This is a genomic window from Pseudonocardia alaniniphila (assembly GCF_022524485.1).
GTDB classification, from domain to species: Bacteria; Actinomycetota; Actinomycetes; order Mycobacteriales; family Pseudonocardiaceae; genus Pseudonocardia; species Pseudonocardia alaniniphila.
This window is the reverse complement of the sequence record NZ_JAKXMK010000039.1, coordinates 75,703-99,507: the sequence shown is the minus strand read 5'-3', so window position 1 is coordinate 99,507 and position 23,805 is coordinate 75,703. Positions and strand designations below refer to the sequence as shown.

Annotated in this window: 13 protein-coding genes, 1 tRNA gene and 1 pseudogene; 10 read left to right on the top strand and 5 right to left on the bottom strand. The window is 68.5% G+C overall.

All coding sequences use genetic code 11. The features are described from left to right. The first annotated feature begins 457 nt into the window (after nt 1-457). On the top strand, nt 458-1,399 hold the full coding sequence (locus MMF94_RS35890) for a helix-turn-helix domain-containing protein (protein ID WP_241041912.1): 942 nt from the start codon (nt 458-460) through the stop codon (nt 1,397-1,399). 696 nt (nt 1,400-2,095) lie between these two features. Here the strand turns inward: MMF94_RS35890 and MMF94_RS35885 are convergent. Together MMF94_RS35885 and MMF94_RS35880 are read right to left on the bottom strand one after the other, a co-directional pair. Then, nucleotides 2,096-2,941, bottom strand: a complete 846-nt coding sequence (locus MMF94_RS35885) for an enoyl-CoA hydratase/isomerase family protein (RefSeq protein ID WP_241041911.1) — start codon at nt 2,939-2,941, stop codon at nt 2,096-2,098. A gap of 1,124 nt (nt 2,942-4,065) precedes the next feature. Next, nucleotides 4,066-8,271, bottom strand: a complete 4,206-nt coding sequence (locus tag MMF94_RS35880) for a Pls/PosA family non-ribosomal peptide synthetase (protein WP_241041910.1) — start codon at nt 8,269-8,271, stop codon at nt 4,066-4,068. A gap of 426 nt (nt 8,272-8,697) precedes the next feature. Here MMF94_RS35880 and MMF94_RS35875 point away from each other — a divergent pair, with 426 nt between their 5' ends. The 4 genes and pseudogenes from MMF94_RS35875 to MMF94_RS35860 all read left to right on the top strand — a co-directional run. Further along, complete coding sequence (locus MMF94_RS35875; protein ID WP_241041909.1) at nt 8,698-10,887, top strand: Hsp70 family protein; 2,190 nt, start codon at nt 8,698-8,700, stop codon at nt 10,885-10,887. Nucleotides 10,888-10,945: 58 nt separating this feature from the next. After that, a complete protein-coding gene (locus MMF94_RS35870; RefSeq protein WP_241041908.1) occupies nt 10,946-12,028 on the top strand; it encodes a hypothetical protein in 1,083 nt (360 codons plus the stop codon). A gap of 1,034 nt (nt 12,029-13,062) precedes the next feature. Then, nucleotides 13,063-14,442 carry an aspartate aminotransferase family protein gene (locus MMF94_RS35865; protein WP_241041907.1) on the top strand — a complete coding sequence of 460 codons (1,380 nt, stop codon included), beginning with the start codon at nt 13,063-13,065 and terminating at the stop codon, nt 14,440-14,442. 288 nt (nt 14,443-14,730) lie between these two features. Further along, nucleotides 14,731-14,921: pseudogene (locus tag MMF94_RS35860) on the top strand (transposase); the annotation flags it as partial. Nucleotides 14,922-15,063: 142 nt separating this feature from the next. Here the strand turns inward: MMF94_RS35860 and MMF94_RS35855 are convergent. After that, a tRNA-Lys gene (locus tag MMF94_RS35855) sits at nt 15,064-15,136 on the bottom strand. 215 nt (nt 15,137-15,351) lie between these two features. Between MMF94_RS35855 and dusB the strand changes: the two genes are divergently transcribed. The 5 genes from dusB to phoU (MMF94_RS35830) all read left to right on the top strand — a co-directional run bounded on the left by dusB (nt 15,352) and on the right by phoU (MMF94_RS35830) (nt 21,974). After that, a complete protein-coding gene (dusB, locus tag MMF94_RS35850; RefSeq protein ID WP_277398895.1) occupies nt 15,352-16,500 on the top strand; it encodes a tRNA dihydrouridine synthase DusB in 1,149 nt (382 codons plus the stop codon). 130 nt (nt 16,501-16,630) lie between these two features. Further along, the gene (locus tag MMF94_RS35845) at nt 16,631-17,437 is read left to right on the top strand and encodes a GGDEF domain-containing protein (RefSeq protein WP_379660546.1); all 807 of its coding nucleotides are present in this window, start codon (nt 16,631-16,633) and stop codon (nt 17,435-17,437) included. Between the two features lie 588 nt (nt 17,438-18,025). Then, a complete protein-coding gene (locus MMF94_RS35840; RefSeq protein ID WP_241041906.1) occupies nt 18,026-20,524 on the top strand; it encodes an LCP family protein in 2,499 nt (832 codons plus the stop codon). A gap of 74 nt (nt 20,525-20,598) precedes the next feature. After that, complete coding sequence (phoU, locus tag MMF94_RS35835) at nt 20,599-21,255, top strand: phosphate signaling complex protein PhoU (RefSeq protein WP_241041905.1); 657 nt, start codon at nt 20,599-20,601, stop codon at nt 21,253-21,255. A gap of 59 nt (nt 21,256-21,314) precedes the next feature. Further along, a complete protein-coding gene (gene phoU / locus MMF94_RS35830) occupies nt 21,315-21,974 on the top strand; it encodes a phosphate signaling complex protein PhoU (protein WP_241041904.1) in 660 nt (219 codons plus the stop codon). A gap of 24 nt (nt 21,975-21,998) precedes the next feature. Here phoU (MMF94_RS35830) and pstB read toward each other — a convergent pair whose 3' ends face one another. Next, nucleotides 21,999-22,778 carry a phosphate ABC transporter ATP-binding protein PstB gene (gene pstB, locus MMF94_RS35825; protein WP_241041903.1) on the bottom strand — a complete coding sequence of 260 codons (780 nt, stop codon included), beginning with the start codon at nt 22,776-22,778 and terminating at the stop codon, nt 21,999-22,001. A gap of 11 nt (nt 22,779-22,789) precedes the next feature. Then, nucleotides 22,790-23,785, bottom strand: a complete 996-nt coding sequence (pstA, locus tag MMF94_RS35820; protein ID WP_241041933.1) for a phosphate ABC transporter permease PstA — start codon at nt 23,783-23,785, stop codon at nt 22,790-22,792. Nucleotides 23,786-23,805 lie beyond the last annotated feature (20 nt).

The following is a 23,805-nucleotide window of genomic DNA, read 5'->3' as shown; positions in this document are numbered from 1 at the left end:
CGCAGACTGGTCAGTTCCGATCGCCCGCCAGCCACGAGACTGCTCCAGCAGCAAGAGCGGGGAACAACAATGCCCTATAAACTTCCAAGACTGAGGAACGCTACATCTACAGGGAAGGTCGGTTGATGACTACTCGTTCGGATTCGTATGACTTCGTGAGCGTTGGTGCTGGTACGGCCGGTTATGCTCGCGTCCCGGCTACCCAAGGACGCCACACCGCCCAGCTCCCGCGCCGTGCTATGACGCCTGGGAACAGGCCGGCACCTCCGTTCCGGCTGGTTGCCGACACTTTAAGTAGATGACCAAGAGCGTGAGGGACGCGCTCGACGTCATCCTTGATTTGACGGGCGAGGCTGACCGGCACCCAGTCCCTGCTCGTCACGACAACAGCCTCCGGGTGGGACGAAGCGCGCTCGCAGCTTCTACCTGGGCGGATGGCCGGAGGGAGCCTTGAGCCGTGCAGATCCTCGAGTACTCCGGTGAGGAGTTGGAAGACCGCGCCCGTGAGATCTTCTTCCCGGTAACTGTCAAGGCGGGACCCGGCTTCCGCGGACGGGCGGCCATTCAGGAGCTGGGCGAGACCCAGACACTCTCTCGGTCGCATATGGGGCGTATTTCCGCGGTCCGAACCGGCCGAATGGCAACGGAAGCGTCGCCCGACAACCTGCTCCTGTTCTGCATATACATCGACGGCCATGTCCGCGTCCGTCAGCACGACCGCTTCGCCGAGCTTGCGGCCGGTGCCGGAATACTCACCGAGGCGCGTAGCAGCTACGAGCGGGCCTCGTCGACCGATACCCAGCGCATCAGTTTGCGATTCTCCCGCGAGCTGCTCCCGCTCCGGACCGCCGAGATCACCGAGGCGTGTGCACGCAGCATGGACCCCACAGCCCCGGCCATGCGAATGTTGTCCGGTTACCTCGGTCGGCTGTTCAAGATTGCCGACGAGCTCACCATGCGGCAGCGGCTGGACGCCGGGCGTGCCGCGATCGAACTACTCGCCATGGCGCTGAGGGACGTCACCCCCTCGGTACCGGGCAGCGATGGCTCCGCGGCGGTGTTGCTCGATATGATGCTGACGCACGTGCGCGAACACCTGGCCGACCCGAACTTGCAGGTCGGCGAGCTGGCGCGGCGGCACCATGTGTCGGTCCGTCGCGCGTACACCTTGTTCGAGCAGATCGGGACCACGCCCGGTGCGTACCTCCGCGAACAGCGGCTGCTCGCGGCGCACATGATGCTGTCCGACCCGAGGTACGCCCTGTGTGGGGTGTCGAGAGTCGCGGCTGCGGTCGGGTTCCGCGACCTCAGTACGTTCGACCGGGCGTTCCGACGGCAGTACGGAACGACGCCGGCCAGTTGGCGGCGTGAGCACCTTCGCCCCGGACTGCTCCTGTGACCGTGCTGCAGAAAACGCATGGTGCCGGTGATGAATCGTTATACCGGCCAAGGGTCCTGGGTTGGTCGACTGTTTGCACGGCCGACGAGAAGACGGGCCGATGCGAACCGAGTCGGGGAACCGATCACCGAGCGCCTCGGCGTTGATCCTCGGCCCGAGGGGTGGGGCCGGGCTGCACACGTGGCCCGGCCCCTGCTCGCCGCGGCAGTGGCACCGGGGTACTGCACGAAGGTCGGCATAGCGGGATTGATCGGGCAATCCGTCCAGGATCCCGGCAATCGTGTGGATTGCCCGCACTTCAGTTGCGTCACGATCGCCCACCCGGACCCAGTGCTACTTACGTGCGACGCGGCTTGCCGGTCCGAATCGGGCACGCCGCTCATCACGTACCACGCGCAGGTTTCCACAGTATGCAGAGGTGGCGTTGCGGGACAGCGGCGCCGCCCGCTCGAAAAAGTGCGAAATGGAACTGGTAGTGCGCGTGCGACATCCCCTTCGACACCCGCGCAGAATGCCTATCGGACGGATCTTCGCATCTGCGTCATCCAATGCTCCATCTCTTCGAGGCGGTACTCGCACCCTCGATCCTCATGCGGTCCCGCAAACCGACCGACTTCAGGTGAAGCCATTCGATTCCCTTCTGATATCACCCCGGTGCGTCGGGACCGTGTGCGGTCACGTGGTCGACGGCGGGCCTCACGGGTCGAAGGCCGACCGGAGTCGGTCGAGAAGCGAACCGAGTTGCACCTCACCGTCCCGCGTCTGGCCGCCCATCTGCAGGAACGCGGTCATGGCGGCTCGCGCGGCGTCGGTTTGCAGGAGTTCCTCGAACAGCCGGGCCTCCTCGATCAACCCCTCGCGCAGCGGGAGTTCTTCGGCGTTGAGGACCGACCGCTTGGCCCGCACGAGGGCGTCGACGGGATGGCTCGCGATGCTGTGCGCCAGGATGTCGACGTGCTCGCGGAGCTGGTCCGGCTCGACGGCCGCGTTCAGATATCCCCACCGCTCAGCCGTCTCTGCGTCGAGGTCTCGGGCTCCGAGGATCATCTCCATCGCCCGGCCGCGCCCGATCAGCCGAGGGAGGCGCTGAGTGCCCGAGCCGCCGGGGAGGATGCCGAGTGCGACCTCCATCTGATTGACGACCGTGCGGCCGATAGCGCCGAAGCGCATGTCGCAGGAAGCGCTGAACTCGCTTCCCCCGCCCCCGACCCGTCCCCCGATCTCGGCAATTGTCACCTTCGGCATGGTGCGCAGCCGTTCGCACATCTGTTGGAACAGGCTGAGCTCGGTCCCCGCAGAGATGGGCTCCTCGCTCGCGGATAGCTCCAGCAGGAGCTCGACGTCGAAATGCGCTATGAAGAACTCGGGGTCGGCGCTTCGGAACACCACCACGCGGACGTCGTTCTGCGTCGACACCCAGGTGCAAAACCGTCGAAGCTCGCGAAAAAGCTCACGGCTCATGACGTTGATCGGCGGCGCGTCGATCGTCACGGTCGCCACCCCGCGGTCCAACACGGTCGTGATCAGGCTCTCGTCGCTCACGATTCCTCGTCTCGCCGGGATCGTCCGGATCGGCGTTACTCGGGGGTCCGGTGGTGTCTGCCGCCCTCACTTGCAAGCGAGCGTACGTCGTGATTCTGCGCGTGGGTTTCCACCGCGGTGCGCCAGTGGTTGGCCCAGTCCGGCTGCACGAGGTAGTCCCCGCCGTGGTGCCCGAAACAGGCTTCCCAACGCGGACAAGGCGGTGATGGCGACACGGTCCGGTTTCTGATTCATCACGGGTGCACCCGTGCTCGGCGCCATCGACAAGAAGCAGGGCTGTCTGCCCCGTCCCCCTGGGGTGGCGGGGTGCTGTCCCCCGCCACCCCAGGAGCGACCGTCACGGCCGTGGAGGCTCGACGTCAAGGGCGGCCGCCTGCCGTCGCCGCAGGCGATCGCGCAACGACCCTTGACGCTGAGTGAGGCCCGCGAAGCTCAGGGGCCGACCGGCCCCCCTTCGAAGCCGTGTCACGCGCTCGGCTCCCGCTAGAGCCAGGCCAGCAAAGGCGCTGGTCACAGCTGGTGGGCCCCCAGGGGATCGAACCCTGAACCCGCGGATTAAAAGGTGGCGGCGTGCCGCCTCACGGGGCGACTACCTGCATCAACAGTTGCGCGCGGGACCTCGTGGGCCACGTCTGGTCTCCCTGGATCACTCAACTTCGCACCACGAGCAGCACCACGCTGAGACTTCGACGGAAGTCCAATCGAACCGACGACCTACGCTTACAAGATGACCGTAGTGCTTACACCACTGACCTTACGTGGACCTGAACCGCCGCGGCTTTGATGCTGCTTCCCTCCTCGAGGGGATGCGGATCATGTCCAAGCGCTACCCGCCCGAGCAGCGTGCTCGAGCTGTGAAGATGGTGCTCGACCATCTCGACGAGTACCGGTCGGTGTAAGCGGCCTGCGAGGCGATCGGGCCGAAGGCGGGCGGGGCGTCGAGTCGCTGCGTCCATGGACGGTGCAGGCGCAGATCGATGCCCAGCCGGGGCCGGGACCGACCTCGGCCGAACGGCAGTAGATCAAAGACCTGGAACGTGAAGTCCGGGACCTGAAAGAATCTCGTTGGCTTTCTTCAGGTCCCGGACGCCTACGCGAAAGTGGTGCGTCCAAGTTCGAGCCGGCTAGCGGCCTTTGCTGGTGGCGGCAATCGGCGCGGCGGTGTTCGCCTTGGCCGAGGCCGGCAGCAGCACGCGTGACTGGGCGGCGGGAGTGGTCGGTGGTGCGGTGGGTACCGGTGTGCGGGCCTCCGCGGCCGGGTTGCCGCGCCAGCGCGATCCGGCCTCGATCTCCTCACCCTTGAGCACGAACGCGTCCGCTCCGAGCACCGCGCCGTCGCCCATCTGCACGCCGTAATGCACGAACGCCTTGACGCCGATGGTCGCGCCCGCGCCGATCGCGGTGTAGTCGGACTTGAAGAAGCCGTCCTCCAGGGAGTGACACTGGATCACGCTCCCGGCGTTCAGGACGGCGTCGTCCCCGACCGTGACCAGTGACTTCTCCGGCATCGCGCAGCCGTCGTCGAACACCCGCCGTCCCATCCGGACACCCGCGAGCCGCCAGATCATCCCCTGGAAGGGAGTCCCGGCGAAGATCGGACGGATGTAGACCTTCCAGAGCCGCTCGTGAGTCCAGAAGTAATGGTCGTAAATCGAGCAGAACCGGGGCCGAAGCCGGCGGAAGCCGAGCGCCCCGCGTTCCAACAACGCCGAGTACACCGTGTTCACCACCACGACCGCGACCACGACCAGCGCACCGTCAATCCCGAACCCTGTGTCGGCGTCGAGCAGGGTCAGCCCGACCACTCCGAATACCAGCGCGAACGCGAAGCCCAGCGCGCGCAGCAGCACCACGGTGGCGATGGTGCCGGCGTTGTGCCGGTTCTTCGCGGCCAGCCGCCTAGCCACCTGTGCCGGGTCCGACAGGAACGCGTACTCGGGAGCTGCCATGGACTCGGAGGACACCGAACGTGGGATCTCGAACGGCGGCGAGCCGAGCAGCCCGGTGTTCTCCCGTACCGGGCCGTCCACCGGCACCATCACCTTGGTGGCCAGGAGAACGTTGTTACCCACCTTCGCGTCGGCCGGGAACGCGATGTCGTTGCCGAAGAAGTTGTTCTCCGCGATACGCACCTCGCGCATCCGGAACGAGGTGTTCGAGTACTGGGCGTTCATCAACGACAACCCGTCGGAGATGATCGTCCCGCTACCCACCCGGCTGAGGAACGGCGAGTCGTGGACCAGCTGGGTGCCGAAGTTGGAGCCCGTCTGCACCACCCGGTCCAGGTCGTACCCCAGGTCGCGAAGGTAGCCGATGATGAACGAGCTGTCGCCGAGCATCAACATCGCGAACCGTGAGTTGGTCAGCCTCGTGATCAACTGCTGGACCATGTAGTGGGCCCCGTAGAGCGGATAGTCGCGCTCCGGCGTGATCAGGCGGTTGAGCAGCGGTGGCACGGTGAACATGACCATCAGACCGGCGGCCAGCGCGATCAGGAACAGTACGACGCCGACCGCCAGCGTGATCAGGTAGAAGCTCGGGTTCTGCAGCAGCGTGCTGCCGCTCGTCTGGATCGCGGCCAGCACCGGCACCCGCGTCAGCAGCGCGACCAGCCCGGTGAGCAGCGCCGAGGCCAGCAGCACCCCGCCGAGCAGCTGCACGAGGACGTATCCGGCCTTACGCGCCGAGCTGGCCGGCAGCGACGAGACGGTGCGGTAGTTCGTCGTGCAGGGTTCCGCCGGTGACCCGTGCCAGCTCGCTCCGGCCGGCACCGACTGGCCAGGGAGCAGCGCGGAGGAATGCCCGAGCTGCGCGCCATCACCCAGCGCGGTGTTGATGTCCAGCACGGTCTTCTCACCGACGAACACGTCTCGGCCCAGGGTGACCGGGCCGAACCGCAGCACGCCGGCTTCGGCGTGGTATCCGGAGAACATGCAGTCCTTCTCGATCACCGTGCCGTCCCCGATGGTGATCAGGTCGGTGGCCACCGGCACCGACCGGGACAGGATCAGCACATTCTTGCCGATCTTGACACCTAGCAGCCGGAGGTAGAACTGGTAGACCGGGCCGGGCAACAGTACGACGGGATTGACCTGGATGAGTGTCTTGACCAGCCAGAACCGCAGATAGCCGAGGCTCCACAGCGGAATCTCGGTGGCTTTCCACCGGTCTATCAGTAGGTTCTTGACGAGGATCGGCAGCGCGGCGAACCCGACGAACGAGGCCGCGGAGAAGGCGATCGCACGGCCGAAGCCGACCAACAGGTCCGGTGTACCCGACACCCATTCGTAGCCGAGCTCCGGCACCCAGCCGACCAGCAGCGCCATGGCCAGGTAGAGGACCAGCTGGGCCACTCCGGTCAGCGCGAAGCGCACGCTGCTCCCGGTGACCACCGGTGCCGGTGGGGCCGCCGGCCCCCGCTCGTCAGTGCCGGAGTCGCCCGCCCCTGGCTGGCCGGCCCCGAGCAGCGTGGCCAGATCACGGAGGGTGCGCGCCTCGTACATCTCCTTGATGGTGATCCGGGGCAGTCCGTGCTTCTTGCGCAGCGCGGTGGAGAACTGGGTCAGCGCGAGCGAGCTGGCACCGATCTCGTCGAACAGGTCGGCGTCCACCGAGATGGTGTCCTGGCCGAGCACCGACGCCAGCGTCTCGGTGAGTAGCCGCTCGGTCTCGTTGCTGGCCACAACCACTTCGCGGGCGGGCATCCGGCTGGCTCGCTGCCCGGGCGGCGGCAGCGCCTTGCGGTCGGCCTTGTCGCTGGTGGTCATCGGGATCTCGTCGATCTGCTCGAGGTAGGCCGGCACCATGTACTTGGGTAGCCGCTCGCGCAGAAGCGCGAAGATCTCGTTCTGGTCGATCGATGAGGTGTCGGCGCGCAGCTTGTAGTAGCCGACCAGCTCCACGTTGCCCGGCGTCGGCTCGTACGTGTTGACCACCGCACCGGCCACGCCGGGCACCTCGAGCAGTACCGACTCGATCTCGGTCAGCTCGATGCGGTAACCGCGGATCTTGACCTGCAGGTCGATGCGGCCCAGGTACTCGATCTCGCCGTCGGCGTTGACCCGGCCGAGGTCACCGGTGCGGTAGATGCGCTTGGACGGGTTGGCCGGGATGTCGAGGAAGTCGTTGATGAACGCCTTCTCAGTTTTTTCCGGGTTGTTCAGGTAGCCCAGTGCGAGGCCGATGCCGGCGATGCCGATCTCACCGGTCTCGCCGTGCGGCAGCGCGTGGTACGGGTTGTCCACGTCGAGGATCACGGTGACGTAGGTGGGCAGCGGCACGCCGATGGTCACCGGCTTCCCGGGGTGCAGTTCCGTCCATGTCGCAGTCACGGTCGCCTCGGTGGGGCCGTACACATTGAGGAACCGCCGTTGCGGTGTCCACCAGCGGGTGATCAGGTCCTGCGGGCATGCCTCCCCGGAGACCAGCAGGAAGCGCAGCAGCGGCAGCTCGTCCTCGATGGTCGCCAGCAGCGTGGGCACCACGCACATCGCGGTGACCCGGTTGCGGGTGAGGAAATCGTGCAGGTCGGCGCCGAGCAGGTTCACTCCGGCTGGTTTCGGCACCAGCGTGGCGCCGGACGCCCAGGACACCCAGATTTCCTCGACGGAGAAGTCGAACGCGATGGTCAGGCCCTGGTACATCCGGTCGCTCGGACGCACTCCGTAGACCTCGCCGGCCACACGCACGAAGTTGCAGATGCTGGGATGGTCGATCGCCACGCCCTTGGGGCGGCCGGTGGACCCGGAGGTGTAGATGATGTAGGCGAGGTCAGCGGTGGTGGCGCCGCGCTCGACGTCCAGCAGCCGGCGGGAGTCCTGCTCGGCCAGCAACTGCGCGATCTGGTCGACGTACACCACCGGAGCGCCCAGCTTCAGCACGTCCGGGACGCGCTCGGCCACCCCGGACAGCGACAGCACCAGGCTGACGTGCGCGTCGGAGACGATGTATGCCATCCGGTCGCTGGGGAAGCCTACGTCCAGCGGCACGTACGCGGCGTTCACCTTGAGCACCGCCAGCATGCCGATGTACGAGCTGACCGGTTGGTCGAACAGCAGCGCGACCCGGTCTCCGGGGCTCACCCCGCGGGCTCGCAGGTAGCGGGCGAGCTGGTTGGCCTGGCGGTCCAGCTCGTCATAGGTCAGTTGGACGTCTCCGGTGTCCACCGCGAGCCGGTCCGCGCCGCCATAGCTGCTCATGTAGTCGCAGCGTTCCTCGAACAGCAGGTCCAGACGTTCGCCCCGGCTGTTGCGCCAGCCATGCGGAGCGTCCTTCGCGACCAGGACGAGCTGGTCGATGGATGGCGTTTCGGTGCGCCCGGTGTCGGTCACGATCCATCTCCACGGAGGTCACAACTCTATATCGGTACGTCAAACGTCAGGCATCTTTATGACGTATGCGTGGGAAGCGGGTGGTGAGCGTAGTCCAGAAGTCCCCCAAGAAGGAATTGGGGCAGCTCAACGACATCTCTTGATGCGAGCCTGCACGGTTTGTCGATCTTGTCCGAATTGAGTGTTTCACACATGGAAACAATGCTTTGCTGCTCATCGTGCGTGTTGCACTCCCGCGATCTTGCGGTTATGCATGCTGCTAAGCTTCGCAACAACTTCTTACGCCTTTTGTCCCGGTCAAGACGGGAAGACTGTGCGTGCGGCGGTTGATCGTGCAGGTGGGGGGTCGGCGAGTGATCTCCGCGGGGGGCTCAGGGGACGGATGGCGTGACGTACGATCTTGGCGTCGATCTAGGCACCACATTCGTGGCCGCGGCAGTGGCGCGGCCGAACCAGGCGGAGATGTTCACCCTGGGCGACAGGTCGGTGGTGACACCGTCCGTCGTTTACCGGGCTGACGACGGGCAACTGATTTCCGGAGATGCCGCGAACAGGCGCGCGGTCAGCAACCCGGAACGGGTCGTGCGGGAATTCAAGCGGCGGCTCGGTGACCCGACTCCGGTAATGTTAGCCGGCACCGAATACACGGTCAGTGAACTGATCGGTGCGGTTCTGGGTGACGTGATCCGTAAGGTGACCGAGACCGAGGGTGAGCCGCCGGGCCGCGTAGTGCTGACCCACCCTGCGAACTGGGGCCCGTTTCGCCGAGGTCTTCTCGAAGAGGTGCCCGGGATGATCGGGCTGACCGACGTCGGGTTGATCACGGAGCCGGAGGGGGCGGCCGCCCACTACGCGTCATCCCGACGGCTCGCCGACGGTGAGTTGGTGGCCGTGTACGACCTCGGCGGCGGGACGTTCGACGCGACCGTGCTGCGCAGCGGCCCGGCCGGGGTGGAGATCCTCGGCATGCCGGAGGGGATCGAGCGGCTCGGCGGCATCGACTTCGACGAGGCGATCCTCTCCCACGTCAACGTCGTCGGGGGCGGGGCGCTGGACGCGCTGGACCGACGGGACCCCCAGGCGGCCGTGGCGCTGGACCGGCTGCGGCAGGACTGCGTGCTGGCCAAGGAGACGCTTTCCCGGGACACCGAGACCGTCATCCCGGTATTCCTGCCCGGCCGGCAGTTCGAGGTCCGACTGACCCGCGCCGAGTTCGAGGACATGATCAAGGTCCCGATCGAGTCGAGCATCACGGCGCTGACCCGGGCGCTGGCATCGGCTCAGGTCACGCCAGCAGATCTGAGCGGAGTGTTGCTCGTCGGCGGATCGTCGCGGATCCCGCTGGTGGCGCGGATGGTGTCCGAGGCGCTGGGCCGGCCGACCGTGGTGGACACGCATCCGAAGTACGCGGTGGCGCTGGGCGCGGCCGTCGTGGCCAGGGCCCAGAGGGGTGAGCAGGCGCTCACCCAGCGCAGCACCGACACTGCCGCGAAGGGCGGCAAGAAAGCCGACTCGCCGGAACGGGGCAGAACCGGCGGGTCGACCCGGCCAAGGCGCTGGCCCGCCGCCGTGGCGGCGGCGGTGGTGCTGGCAGCAATTGGCGGCGCGGTGTTCGCCGTCCCGCGCATCGTGGGCTCCGGGGCGGGTTCCGATGTCCAGGCGGCCGCTGCGACGGCCCCGATCTCGAAAACTCCGCCGCTGGCCAGCGTGCCGATCCCGACGGCCGGCAGCCCACTCCCAGCCGGTGACACCCCGGGGTTCGCCGCTGTCTCCCCCAATGGGCGACTGCTCTACGTGGCCAACGGCGACGCCAAGGAACTCAACGTGCTGGACACCACGACCAACACGAACCTGGCCACAGTGCCGATTCCCGATGGCCCACCCCAGTTCCTGACCTTCTCTCCGGATGGCACCCGGCTTTACGTCAGCATCTTCGACGTCTCCGGCTCTGGCTCTGAGATCGCGGTGCTGGACACCAGCACGAACCAGGTGCTCGGGCAGATTCCGGTGGCTGGTCAGCCATACCGGCTGGCAGTCACCGCGGACTCCCGGAGGCTGATCGTGCCGGTGCACAACCCGGAGAGTGTGTGGACGATCGATACCGTTTCGTTGCAGGTGACCGGACAGACCCCGGTCCAGCCGGACCCGAGCTGGGTAGAGCTGTCCGTCGACGGGCGTAAGGCGTACGTCGTCAATCGCGGCGCCAACCTGATCAGCGTCCTGGACCCTGCCTCCGGCAAGATCACCGGCCAGGTCCCGGTCGGGGCCGCCCCGAATGCCGTCGCGGTGAACCCGCGGCAGCCGCTGCTGGCTGTCGCCAACTTCAACGGCAACTCGGTCACCCTGCTCGACGCCGGCACGGACACCGTGACCACCACAATCCCGGTTGGTCAACATCCACAGGCGCTCGCCTGGGCGGCGGACGGCCGATTTCTTTACGTGGTGAACGACGGAGACAACACCGTCTCCACCATCGATCCCGCAACCGGCAAGGTCACCGCGACGGTGCCCACCGCGCAGACGCCGACCAGTATCAGTGTGCTGCCCGACGGATCGCGGGCATATGTGACCAATCTGACGAGCAGCACACTGACGTCACTTGATCTGACCGACTGATCCGAAAAACCTACTTGGTGTTCATCATTATGGCTTCGATTTCGAAAGGCGCCCTGAGGTGAGTCTGAAACGCGGGGTCACAATTATCGTCCTGCTCGTCGTCGTCGCCGGGGTCTTCTTCTTCGCCCGGAACGGGTCGGACGTGGCCGGCGCCCCGGCGCAGCCGCAAGCGGCTGGGGCCACCTCGGCTGTGCAATTGCAGCTGATCAGCGGAACCGCGCAACAGAACAATGCGTCGACTGACACCGGCGACTTTTATACTGGATCGCGCACCGATCCGCCGGCGAGGGCGTGGATACAGCTCACCGCGGCCACAGCGGGCCCGCTCAACCCGGCGGTGGTCAACGCTACTGGGCGGACCGTCTACCGGTTCGACAAGGACACCGCAAACCCGCCGAAGTCGAACTGCGACGGAGACTGCGCACAGAAGTGGCTCCCGCTGCTGGTCGAGGGCAGCGCCAAGGTGTTCGTCGAAGGGGTGGACGATACGTTGATCGGGTCGGTGAAGCGCACCGACGGCACCGATCAGGCGACGCTGAACGGCTGGCCGATGTACCTTTTCAGTGGCGATTCCAAGGCCGGTGATATCAACGGCCAGGGCGTCGACGGCACCTGGTTCGCCATCGCGCCCGACGGCTCCAAGGCCGTTCTCTCGCAGACCGATACCGACCAGCAGTCGGGGCTGACCTACACGCCCGGCACCGCACAACAGAACAACGCCGCACCCAACACCGGAGACTTCTACCAGGGCCCGAGCAACAGCCCGGCCGCAATGAAATGGGTGCAGCTGGCCGCAGGTTCGGCCGGTGGACTGAACCCGATCGTGCACAACGCGGTGGGCCGTACCATGTACCGGTTCGACAAGGACACGGCCAAGCCGCCGAAGTCGAACTGCACTGGAGCCTGCGTGCAGACGTGGGAGCCGGTGCTGGTTCAGCAGGGCGGCCGGATCTTCGTCGACGGCGTGGCCACCGCCCGGGTCGGCATCCTCAATCGAGAGGATGGCACTCGCCAGGTCACCCTGGGCGGCTGGCCGATGTACTACTACAGCGGCGACCACAACCCGGGCGACGCGAACGGCCAGGGCGTCGATGGCACCTGGTTCGCCATTTCCCCCACTGGTGAAAAAATCCAGCGGTAGCTCGATGTGGTACTGACCATTGGCTGGGCGCCGCCTGTCGACGTCAGAGAGATCGCACATCTGCTTGGCTGGGGTGCACTGCACTACGGGCACAATGGCCCGACATGTCGTGTTCACTGATTGGCCATGTCGGCGGCAGCGGGATGGTCCAGGAATAGCGGCAGGCCTTGCCGCTGCCGCCCGGTCACGTCGTTGCGGGTCTGTGGCGGTCTTGCGCCTGCAAGGCCGGGTGCGGATCAGCGGGTCGGCTGCCGCCCGCCGCGCCCCGTACGATCCCGAGCAGGTCGACTTGGTCGAGGTACAAGGCCCGTCGGGACGGCACGCTCCGCGCATCATCACGAACGCGGCGCTCGCCTGGCGCCGGGTCGCAACCCGGGTACCGCCGCGGGTCGTCAGCGAGCCGGTGTGGGTGCCCTGGAACGTCGACGCCTGGGCGATCGTGGGCCCTCGGCCACCACCGGCTTGGTCGTCACGCGCTGTCGGAGAAGGCGTCGTGCCACAGGTTCCAGAAGTCGCGTAGGCCCTGCCTGCTCTTTCCGGTGAAGCCGGGTTCCATCAATTCAGTCAATCGCCTCTAATACACCCGAACGGGGTGATTTGTAACGCGGCGAAACTTGGGCCCGGGCCATGTATCCGGGCAACGTCGAGGCTCCTCTCTACTTGCGGGCCCGGCTCTCCGTGCCTGCGACCATCACAGCGGAGTACCTGACCAGTCACGTGGAAAGCGAATGAACCGATTACGTGCAGAAGGAGAAGATGAACCGATGAAATTTGCGAGCCGGGTGGCCACGAAGAGCGTTTTTGTCTCATAGCGGCAGCTCGACTCGCAGAGGTGGGGACCCGTCTTAGCCGCCGGCCCCAGTGCTGACGCTGGCAGCTTCTCCGTGGCTCCGGGCGGCTTCTACGTGGTGCCCGAAGCCCGTGACCACCCCGGTACCGGGCGGGGCGGCTCCCGCGCCGATGCCAGCCGCAGTCTGCCCGGTCCCAGTCCCTGGTTCACCAGGGTCTTGTTCATTTGACTGAAGGGAGATCACATGTCCACCACAGCTTGGTCAGCCTCTGGGCAGCCGCAAGTGACGACGTCGCTGCCGGGCCCGCGCTCCGCCGAACTGCTCGCCCGCCAGGAACGCTACGAGTCGGCCGCCCGCGTCTACCCACGGCACTTCCCGTTCGCCGTCGCCGAGGCCCAGGGCAGCTACATCCGTGACCTCGACGGCAATGTGTTCATCGACTTCCTCGCCGGCGCCGGCGTGCTCTCATTCGGACACAACCACCCCGAGCTTGTGGAGGCCGCGACGCGGCAGATGTCCGTTTTCACCCATGGCCTCGATATGCCCTCGCCGGCCAAGGACGCCTTCACCGAGGCCCAGCTATCCATGCTGCCCGAACCGATGCGGGACCACATGAAGATTCACTTCTGTGGCCCGACCGGAGCCAATGCCGTGGACGCGGCGATCAAGCTGGCCAAGACCGCTACCGGTCGCGGCGACATCATCGCGTTCCGGGGCGGGTTCCACGGCACGACCCACGCCGGCATGGCCGTGACCGGCAGCCTCTCCACCAAGACCCCCATCGCCAACGGCGTGCCCGGCGTGCACTTCTTCCCCTACCCCACCGGCGGCGTCCCCGACGGCATCGACCCGACCACCTGGGACGCGACCTGCGCTGCGCTGCTGGAGGAGGCGCTGACCGACCCCAACGGCGGCATCCCGCTGCCGGCTGCGGTGATCATGGAGCTGGTGCAGGGCGAGGGCGGCGTCAACCCCGCCACCCTGCTATTCGCGCAGCGGGTGCGGAAACTGACCCGGGACCTGGGCATCCCGCTGATCATCGACGAGGTGCAGACCGGCGGCGGCCGCACCGGAACCTGGTTCGCCTTCGAGCAGTACGACATCGAGCCGGACATCATCGTGGCCTCGAAGGCACTCAGCGGCATGGGCCTGCCCATCGCCGTCATCATCTACAACCAGGACCTCGACGTCTGGGCCCCGGGAGCGCACACCGGAACCTTCCGCGGCAACCAGCTCGCCTTCGCCGCAGGCGCCAAGGCCATCGAGTTGGTCCGCCGGGACTACCTGCTCGACAACGTGCGGGCACGAGGCGAGCAGGTCGCCCGCGCCCTCGAACCGCTGAGCGCCAACCCCGCAGTCCGCGAGGTCCGGGGACTCGGCCTGATGTGGGGGGTCGAGCTCGTCGCACCGGGCGACGGCCGCACCGCCGGCCGGCTGGCGGAAGAAGTGCAGGAGCGGGCGCTGCGGGCCGGGCTCATCCTCGAACTCGGCGGCCGCGACGACTGCGTGGTGCGCATGCTGCCGCCGCTCAACGTCACCGCCGAGGTCATGGACATCGCTCTCGCCATCCTGACCCGTGTGATCAAGGACGCCTCCATCGGTAAGGAGACGCTCGCCGCATGAGGCCACCCGAGGGTCGCACGCCCAGGTCTCGCTGGGCGTTGCTGCTCTCGTGGCTGTACTCGCCCTCATCGCCTCCTGCACCGGAAACGGACCGGCGCAGGGGGCGGCCGGGGGCCGACGGTTTCGGGCTACGAGAGCAGCCTATGGGCGGAGCGCCCGGGTCGCGCTCTCCTACGACGTCACGCCCGACCTCGCCTCGGCCACCGGGACGGACAACGTCGTCGAGGGAGCGCGGATGTGCACCGGTTGAGCGCCGATTTCGTGATCGTGTACCTCGACAGTGGCGCGGGGCTGCTCGCTGACCTGCCGCGCAAGAACTGTTGGACGATCGCCGAGCACGCCGGCGACACCGATCCACACGACATGCAACACCTGCTCACCGGGCGGTGTGGGACACCGACGGAGCCCGTGATGATCTGCGTGATCACGTCAGCAGCCACCTCGGCGACGCCGAGGCGGTGTTGGTCGTCGACGAGACGGTCGCAAGCGTCAGACCTCGTGGACCGACCTCGAACTCAATCGCACCCCGCATGGGATCACTCGTGGTGCGAGATTCCGGCAGCCAGAGTGGCCAGATCAGTAGATCTTCCAGTGCGTCCCAACGTTCTCGCAGGACAAACGTGGGCCCCCAGGGGATCGAACCCTGAACCCGCGGATTAAAAGTCCGCTGCTCTGCCGATTGAGCTAGAGGCCCCTGCCGCCGCTCCCGCAGGGCACGACAGCCGCACCAGACTACGACCCCCGCATCTCGACCCGTGCACTCACTCGGTCGTGGTACGCCCGGGGAGATCGTCGTCACTGCACGTCAAGCGCCAGTCTCGTCCCATCCGCGCCACACGTCCCATTCTCGCCGGCCTCCCCGCCGCCTGCTTCACCGTGTGGTTCCGACGGCGAGGACAATCGGACAGCGTGAGTGCCCCCACTGTCGCGTCCACGCGCCCGAAGCCGCTGCGCATCGGCCCGTACGCGTCCGACACCCCCGTGGTGCTGGCGCCGATGGCCGGCATCACGAACGCGGGCTTTCGGCGCTTGTGCCGTGAGCAGGGCGCGGGCTTCTACGTCTGCGAGATGATCACGTCGCGCGGGCTGGTGGAGAACAACCCGCTGACCTTCCGCATGATCGCGATGGATCCGGACGAGCAGCCGCGGTCCATGCAGATCTACGGGGTGGATCCCGCGACGGTCGGGGCCGCCGTCCGGATCGTCGCCGAGCGCGACCTCGCCGATCACGTGGACCTGAACTTCGGGTGCCCGGTACCCAAGGTCACCCGCCGCGGTGGTGGCGCGGCGCTGCCGTACAAGCGCCGGCTGTTCGAGGCGATCGTGCGCGCCGCCGTCGACAACGCCGGCCGGATCCCGGTGACGGTCAAGATGCGCATCGGCATCAACGACGAGCACCGCACCTACCTCGACGCGGGACGGCTCGCGGCCGACGCCGGCGTGGCTGCCGTTGCGTTGCACGCCCGCACCGCCGCGCAGCGCTACTCCGGCACGGCCGACTGGTCCGCAATCGCCCGGCTCCGTGAGTCGCTGCCCGCCGAGCTGCCCGTGCTCGGCAACGGCGACATCTTCTGCGCCGCCGACGCCATCGCGATGGTGGCGGCCACGGGGTGCGACGGCGTGGTCGTCGGACGCGGGTGCCTGGGCCGCCCGTGGCTGTTCGGCGACCTCGAAGCGGCCTTCGCCGGACGCCCGCTGCCCGCTCCCCCGGCGCTCGGGCAGGTGGCCGCCACCATGCGCCGCCACGCCGTGCTCCTGCAGCAGCACATGGGCGTCGACAAGGGCATCCGTGACATGCGCAAGCACATCGCGTGGTACCTCAAGGGCTTCCCGGTCGGCTCCGAGCTGCGCCGCAGGCTCGGCCTGGTCGCCAGCCTGGACGAGCTCGACGAGCTGCTCGGACAGCTCGACCCGCACCAGGAGTTCCCGGCCGACGCCGATGGGCCGCGCGGACGCCAGGGCTCGCCGGGACGCGTGGTGCTGCCCGAACACTGGCTGGATGACCCCGAGGATCCATCGGTCCCGCTCGGGGCGGAGCTGGAGCACTCCGGCGGCTGACGTGCCGACGGGTAGTGACATGATCACGGACAGCTAACGGCCCGGTCGGGTGGATCACCCCGCGAACGGGTGCGGCCACCTCAAGAGCACCAGGCGTCCCGTCGACACCACCAGCAACAGGAGGTGAGCGGTGGTAACGGTACGTACAGCTGCGCACTCGGGGACGCGTGGCGAGGTGCCGCCCCAGGAGGCGCCGGCTCGGGCGGAGCCCGTCACCACCACGGCCTCCACAGCGGCCCGGCACACCGCGATCGCGGAAGAACTCGCCGACGCCGGACGCTGGGAGCAGGCCTACGAGCACCTGCGCACCGCCATCCGACTCATGCACGGCCAGCGCCTCCCCGACGAGCTCGACCGGCTCCGCCGTGAGCACGCCGAGGCCCGCGAGCAGAGCCGCCGGGATGCCCTCACCGCCAGCTACAACCGCCGCTACCTCGACGAACGCCTCGTCGCGCTGCTCGAGGACCAGACCAGGACGGCCGGCATCTGCGTCGCTCTCGTGGACGTCGACCACTTCAAGCAGGTCAACGACACGTACGGCCACCCGTTCGGTGATCGCGTGCTCCAGCGGCTCGTCACGGAGCTCGACGCGGGCCTGCCCGATGGCGCGTTCTGCGCTCGCTACGGCGGCGAGGAGTTCGCTCTCGTGTTCCCCGGTCGCGACCTGGTGGACGTCGTGCGGATCTGCGAGGCCGCACGCCACCGCATCGACCGCCACCCCTGGCACGAGCTGCACCGGGATCTCCGCGTGACGGTCAGTATCGGCGTCGCCCACACCTCGGGTCCGGTCAGCGGGTTCGAGCGGCTCGTCGGCATGGCGGACGCTCTGCTGTACGGCGCCAAGCACGCCGGCCGCAACGCCGTCGCATATCGGGACGAAAGGAACGGAACCGTGTGTCTCGCAGGTCAGGCGGCCGGACGCCGCTCACTGCGCTAGAGGGGCACGCTCGCCGACACCCGCTTGTGATCGAACCGGTCCTTCTACGTAAGCTCGCTCCGCTGACATCAAGGGGGGCGGGACCGGGTGACCACCCGTGCCCGCCCTTTGTTCGTGGCGGGAGGTGGCGTGGAGGACGGTCCGGACCGTGCTCGGCGCTCCCCCACATCCGGCGGCCGCAGGCGCGCCCCCGAGACCCCGTCGGGAGGACGTCGCCGAGCCCCGGAGCCGGAGACGCCCGACGACGTCCTTTCGCGATACGGACTGCTCGGCTCCGCTCCCGAGGAGGACGCTCCCCCGGCTGCCCCGGTCGCGCCAGGGAGCCGAGCCGCCCGCAGGCGCGCCGAGGAGGAACGCGAGGCGGCTGCAGCCCAACCCGCTCCTCCGCCCACCAGCGGTTCCCGTTCATCGGGAGGCCGAGCGGCTCGCAGGAAGGCGGCCGAGGCCGGCGGCGCCGGATACGCCTCGCCCCCGGCCACTCGACCCGACTCCGGCCGCCGCGCGCTGGACCCCGAGCAAGCGGCGCCACGGCACGGTGGCCGCACGTCCGACTCAGGACGCCACTCAGCCATCGACGCGGGTCGGAGCATGCCGCCGCCCCCGGCACCGCCTGCCCCGGCACCGCCACGAGCCGCTCGCGAGCCGGTGCGTCCCGACGCCCCGGCAGGCGACGCCCCGAGGCGCCGCCGGAGCGCGCCCGATCGGCCAGGCGTCCAGAGCGCCTTCGACGCAGCCGGCCCCGTCTCCGACTCCGGCCGCCGCTACGCCCAACCCCCCGCACCCGACGCGAGCACCCGCAGGCGGGCAGCCCCCGACACACCCGGCCCCATCGCCGACTCCGGCGGCAGGCGTGCCCAGCCCCCGGCTGCTACCCCCGAGGCCACCACCCGCGTCCGGGCGGCCGCCCCACGCTCCGGTGCCGACACGCCCATCCCCGAATCCGGACGCCGCCGCGCCCGGCCCCCAGCAGCCCCACCGGAGGCCACTCGCGCACCCGCCACGGGCTCGCGCTCCGTCCCTGAACCGGACGCCCCGGTCGCCCCCTCCGGACGTCGCCACGCCCAGCCCCCGGCGGCCCCGCCCGAAGCGACCACGCGCGTCCGCGCCACCCGTCCGCCCGCTGACCCTGCCGGGCCCATCTCCCACCCGGTGCCTCGCGTCCCACAGCCCCCGGCAGCCGCTCCCGAGGCCACCACCCGCGTCCGCGCCACCCGTCCGACCGCCGATGCGGGCGCCCCCGTCTCCAACCCCGGGCCACACCGCCCCCCACCTCCGGCAGCCGCGCCCGAGGCCACCACCCGCGTCCGCGCCACCCCGCCGCGCCCCGCCGCTGACCCTGCCGGGCCCATCTCCCATCCGGTGCCTCGCGTCCCGCAGCCCCCGGCGCCCGAGGCCACCACTCGCGTCCGCGCCGCCAAGCCCACCGGCGACGCGTCCGTCTCCGACTCCGGCCGCAGCCAGGCTCAACCACCGGCGGAGGCGACCACTCGCGTCCGCGCCTCCGGCTCGAGTCAGGCACCCGACCGCAGCGAGCAGGCCGAGCTGACGCGGCGCTCGGAGCGGGAGTCCGCCGCCGCGAACCGTGCGACACACATCGACGAGACGCTGACGCGACTCACCGCCGCCCACGCCGGTCTCAACCTCCCGGCCCGCGAGGGCTCCGCGGCCGCCGAGACGACCGCGCCGAGGCGCCGTGTGCGCATCACGGCGGGCAGGGTGCTCGGTGCAGCGGCTGCCCTGCTCGTGTTCGCGGCAACCACCGCGGGCTGGGGCGCGAAGGGCTGGCTCGAGACCTCGATCCGCAACGCCGCTGCCCTCGATCCCGAGTCGAGCTCGGTTGTCGACGCCGCTTCTCAGCAGGGTGACGAGAACGTGCTGATCGTCGCGTCGGACGGCGACACCGCGGCCCCTGCCGCTCCCGGGGCGCCCGAAGCAGCCCCGGCAGGCGCCGACACCGTCACGGTCGCCCACATCCCTGCCGGCGGCGGCCCCATGGTCGTGTTGTCGGTGCCGAACGACCTGGAGATCAACCGCCCGCCGTGCGAGCGATGGGACGGCGGGTCGGCGTCCTACCTCGACGAGACCGTGCGTGCCGAAGCCAGAACGCAGCTGCTCTCGGCTCTGGACGTCGGTGGGCCCCGCTGCGTCACCCGGGTCGTGCAGCAGTTGACCGGCCTTGCGATCACGAAGTACGTCGGCGTCGACCTGGCCGCCCTCGGCACGATGGCCGACGCAGTGGGCGGGGCGAACGTCTGCGTCACGAGGCCGGTGGTCGACGGCACGCTCGGTCCGGTCGTGCCGAACACGGGCTCCACGACGCTCTCGGGTGTGCGCGCCGCCGACTTCGCGCGTGCCGCCGATGTGCAGGGTGACCCCCCGTCGGACTACGGACGGATCGAGCGCCAGCAGCAGTTGCTCGCCTCCGTGCTGGAGAAGGCCGTCTCCGGAACGGGCCTGCTCGACATCTCGCGGCTCTCCGCCCTGCGCCCCGCACTCGGCAACGCCGTCGTCACCGACGGCGCCGGGCTCGATGAGGTGCTGGCGCTGTCGGCGTCCCTGCAGAAGCTGGACGCCGAGGGGGTCGCGTTCGCGGCCGTGCCCACGACCACCGACCCGAACAACCCGGACCGTCCCGTGCTCCGCGACACCGATGCCGCGAAGCTGTTCACCGCCGTCCGTGAGGACTCACCCCTGCCCGAGCAGGAAGGTGACCCACACGGAGTCCCCGGCGGGCCGGCGCCGGGCGACCTCGAGGTCGACGTGCTGAACGCGTCGGACAAGGCCGGGCTCGCGGGCAAGGTCGGCGAGACGTTGGGGTCGCTCGGCTTCGGGGTGGGTGAGGTCGGCAACGCCGATCAGCCGACGCCGCAGACAGTCATCCGGTTCTCCCCCGACCAGGCCGCCGCAGCCGCGTTGCTCGCGAGCACCGTCCCATCGGCGACGCCGGTGCCCGACCCGGGCACCACCGGCGTGTTGCAACTCGTGCTGGGCCGATCGTTCGACGACGTGGTCCGCGCTCCGGCCGAACCCATTGCTCTGCAGGCAGACGGCCCGCCCGTCACCGCAGAAACCGCAACTTGTTCGTGACAGTGCGAGCTGTGTTCACCATTGATTCATCTGCCCACCGCGCCGAATGTCCGACTCAGCTCTACCCTGCCTATATGCGTGACGCTTACCAGGAGCAGCTGGACGAGTTGGCTGACGCTCTGGCCGACATGTGCAACCAGGTGGCGGACGCGATGAGCAAGGCCACCCGTTCCCTGCTCGAGTGCGATCTCCAGCTCGCCGAGGAGGTCATCTCCGACGACATCCGGGTCGACGAGATGCGGGCAGCCGCTGAGGAGAGGGCGTTCGCGCTGCTCGCTCTACAAGCGCCCGTGGCCACCGATCTGCGGATCGTGGTCTCGGCCATCCACGGAGCGGGCGACATCGAACGCATGGGCGACCTAGCGCTGCACGTGGCCCAGGCCGCACGCCGCCGCCATCCGCTCCCGGTGCTTCCGGCAGAGGTCGCACCGTACTTCGCGGAGATGGGGCGCGTCGGGGTTGCGCTGGCACTGAAGGCAGGCGACGTGATCCGCACCCGTGATCTGGGCGCCGCCGCGGAACTCGAGACCGACGACGACGCGATGGACGACCTGCACCGCCACATCTTCACGGTGCTCATGGACCGCCACTGGAGCCACGGCGTCGGTCCGGCCGTCGACATCACGCTCCTGGCCCGCTTCTACGAGCGGTACGCCGACCACGCAGTGGCCGTCGCACGCCGGATCGTGTACGTGGTCACGGGCCGGATGCCCGGCCCCCTCGCGGTCTGACAGGCGCCCTTCATCACTCGTTCACGTCCGATCCGCCCGATAGGCCCTACCCTTCGCTCATGCCGCCCGTGCCGCTCCCTCAGCAGCTGCATGAGCTCGCTGACCTGCTCGGAGAGATGTGCACAGCTGCAGCCGGAGCGTTGAACCGGGCCACCACGGCGATGCTCGACGGTCGCGTGCGCCTCGCTGAACAGGTGATTGCGGGCGACGCCCGGATCGACGCGATGCGGGCCCAGATCGAGGATGTCGCCACGGACGCGCTGCTGTTCCACTCGCCGGTCGCCGGCGACCTGCGCGCCGTGGTGTCGGCGATCCGCGCAGCCGGTGACGTCGAGCGGATGGGTGACCTCGCGCTGCACGTCGCCCAGGTGGTCAGCATGCGCCACCCACGCCCCGTACTGCCGCCCGAGGTCCGCGAGGACTTCACGCAGATGGGTGCGCTCGCGGTGCAGCTCGCTCTCAAGGCGGCACAGGTGGCTCGGTCGCGCAACGTGATCCTGGCTGTGGAGCTCGACGCCGACGACGACGCGATGGACAAGCTGCACCGGCACATGTTCACGGTGCTCATGGATCCGTCCTGGCCGCACGGTGTGCCCGCAGCCGTCGACATCACGCTGCTCGCGCGCTACTACGAACGCTTCGCCGACCACGCTGTGGTGGTGGCCAACCACACCGTCTATGCCGTGACCGGCGAGGAACCGGACGCGATCCCGATCTGAGCGCGTCCGGTTCCCGGGCCGGAATCAGCCGAAGCGACCCGAGACGTAGTCCTCCGTGGCCTTCTGCCTGGGCTGCGAGAAGATCGTCTTCGTCTCGTCCATCTCCACCAGGTGCCCCGGCTTGCCGGTGCCCTCGATGTTGAAGAACCCGGTGAAGTCGCTGACCCGGGCGGCCTGCTGCATGTTGTGCGTGACGATGACGATCGTGTACTCGGTCTTCAGCTCGTTGATCAGATCCTCGATCGCGAGCGTCGAGATCGGGTCGAGCGCCGAGCACGGCTCGTCCATGAGCAGAACGTCCGGCTGCACCGCGATGGCGCGCGCGATGCACAGGCGCTGCTGCTGACCACCCGACAGGCCCGAACCCGGCTTGTCGAGGCGGTCCTTGACCTCGTTCCACAGGTTCGCGCCGCGCAGCGACTGCTCGACGAGCGCGTCGGTGGCTTCCTTCTTCATCTTCTTGCTGTTCAGGCGCTGGCCCGCGATGACGTTGTCGTAGATCGACATCGTGGGGAACGGGTTGGGCCGCTGGAAGACCATCCCGATCTGCCGGCGCACGCCCACCGGGTCGATCCCGGGGCCGTAGAGGTCCTTGCCGTCGAGTTCCAGGCTGCCCTCGACACGGGCGCCCGGGATGACCTCGTGCATCCGGTTGATCGACCGCAGGAAGGTCGACTTGCCGCAGCCCGACGGGCCGATCAGCGCAGTGACCGTCTGCGGACGGATGGACATCGAGACGCCCTCGACGGCGAGGAAGGAGCCGTAGTAGATGTTCAGGTTCTTGGCGTCGATCGCTTTGCCCACTGTCGTACCTCTTATCGGGTCTTGGGGGCGAACAGCCGGGCAATCAGCCGCGCCACGAGGTTGAGCACCAGCACGATGATGATCAGGACGAGGGCAGCGGTCCAGGCCCGGTCCAGGTACGGCTCGCGCGGGACACCGGGTGCCGCGTACGAGGTGTAGGCGAACACCGGCAGCGTGGCCATCCGGCCCTCGAACGGGTTGAAGTTGAGGGCGGTGGTCAGGCCGGCGATGATCAGCAACGGCGCCGTCTCACCGATGACACGGGCGATCGCGAGGGTGACACCGGACGCGATGCCGGCGATCGAGGTGGGGATCACCACCTTCATGATCGTGCGCCACTTCGGGGTGCCGAGTGCGTACGCGGCCTCCCGGAGCTCGTTCGGCACGATCTTGAGCATCTCCTCGGTGGCCCGCACCACCACCGGGATCATGAGCACGCTCAGGGCCACCGACCCACCGAAGCCGAGCCGGATACCGGGGCCGAAGAAGAGCGCGAACAGCGCGAACGCGAACAGGCCTGCCACGATCGACGGGATGCCGGTCATGACGTCGACGAAGAACGTGATGGCCCGTGCGAGCCTGCCCTTGCCGTACTCCACGAGGTAGACGGCGGTGAGCAGGCCGACGGGAATCGACATGACCGCGGCCAGCGCCGTGATGAGCAGCGTGCCGACGATGGCGTGGTAGCCGCCGCCACCTGCGCCGATCACACCGCGCATGGACGAGTTGAAGAACTCGGCGTCGAAGCGGGCCAGGCCGTTGCCGACCACCGTGATCACGACCGAGACCAGCGGGGTCAGTGCGATGAGGAACGCCACCGTCACGACGATCGTGACGAGGCGGTCGGTGGCCTTGCGCCTGCCCTCCACGACACGGGAGATCACGTAGGTGGCGATGGCGTACACGACAGCCGACGCGACGAGCAGGCCGCCGATGCTGAACGCGCCGGTGGCCGCGAGCAGGGCGCCGATGACGACCAACGACCCACCCAGCACCGCCCACGGCATCCATCGGGGCAGCTCCGCGC

Excerpts from the sequence above, each read along its gene's own strand:
- MMF94_RS35865 (WP_241041907.1), top strand. The coding sequence starts at position 13,063 with ATGTCCACCACAGCTTGGTCAGCCTCTGGGCAGCCGCAAGTGACGACG.
- MMF94_RS35840 (WP_241041906.1), top strand. The coding sequence starts at position 18,026 with ATGCCGCCGCCCCCGGCACCGCCTGCCCCGGCACCGCCACGAGCCGCT.
- phoU (WP_241041905.1), top strand. The coding sequence starts at position 20,599 with ATGCGTGACGCTTACCAGGAGCAGCTGGACGAGTTGGCTGACGCTCTG.
- phoU (WP_241041904.1), top strand. The coding sequence starts at position 21,315 with ATGCCGCCCGTGCCGCTCCCTCAGCAGCTGCATGAGCTCGCTGACCTG.
- pstA (WP_241041933.1), bottom strand. The coding sequence starts at position 23,785 with ATGCCGTGGGCGGTGCTGGGTGGGTCGTTGGTCGTCATCGGCGCCCTG.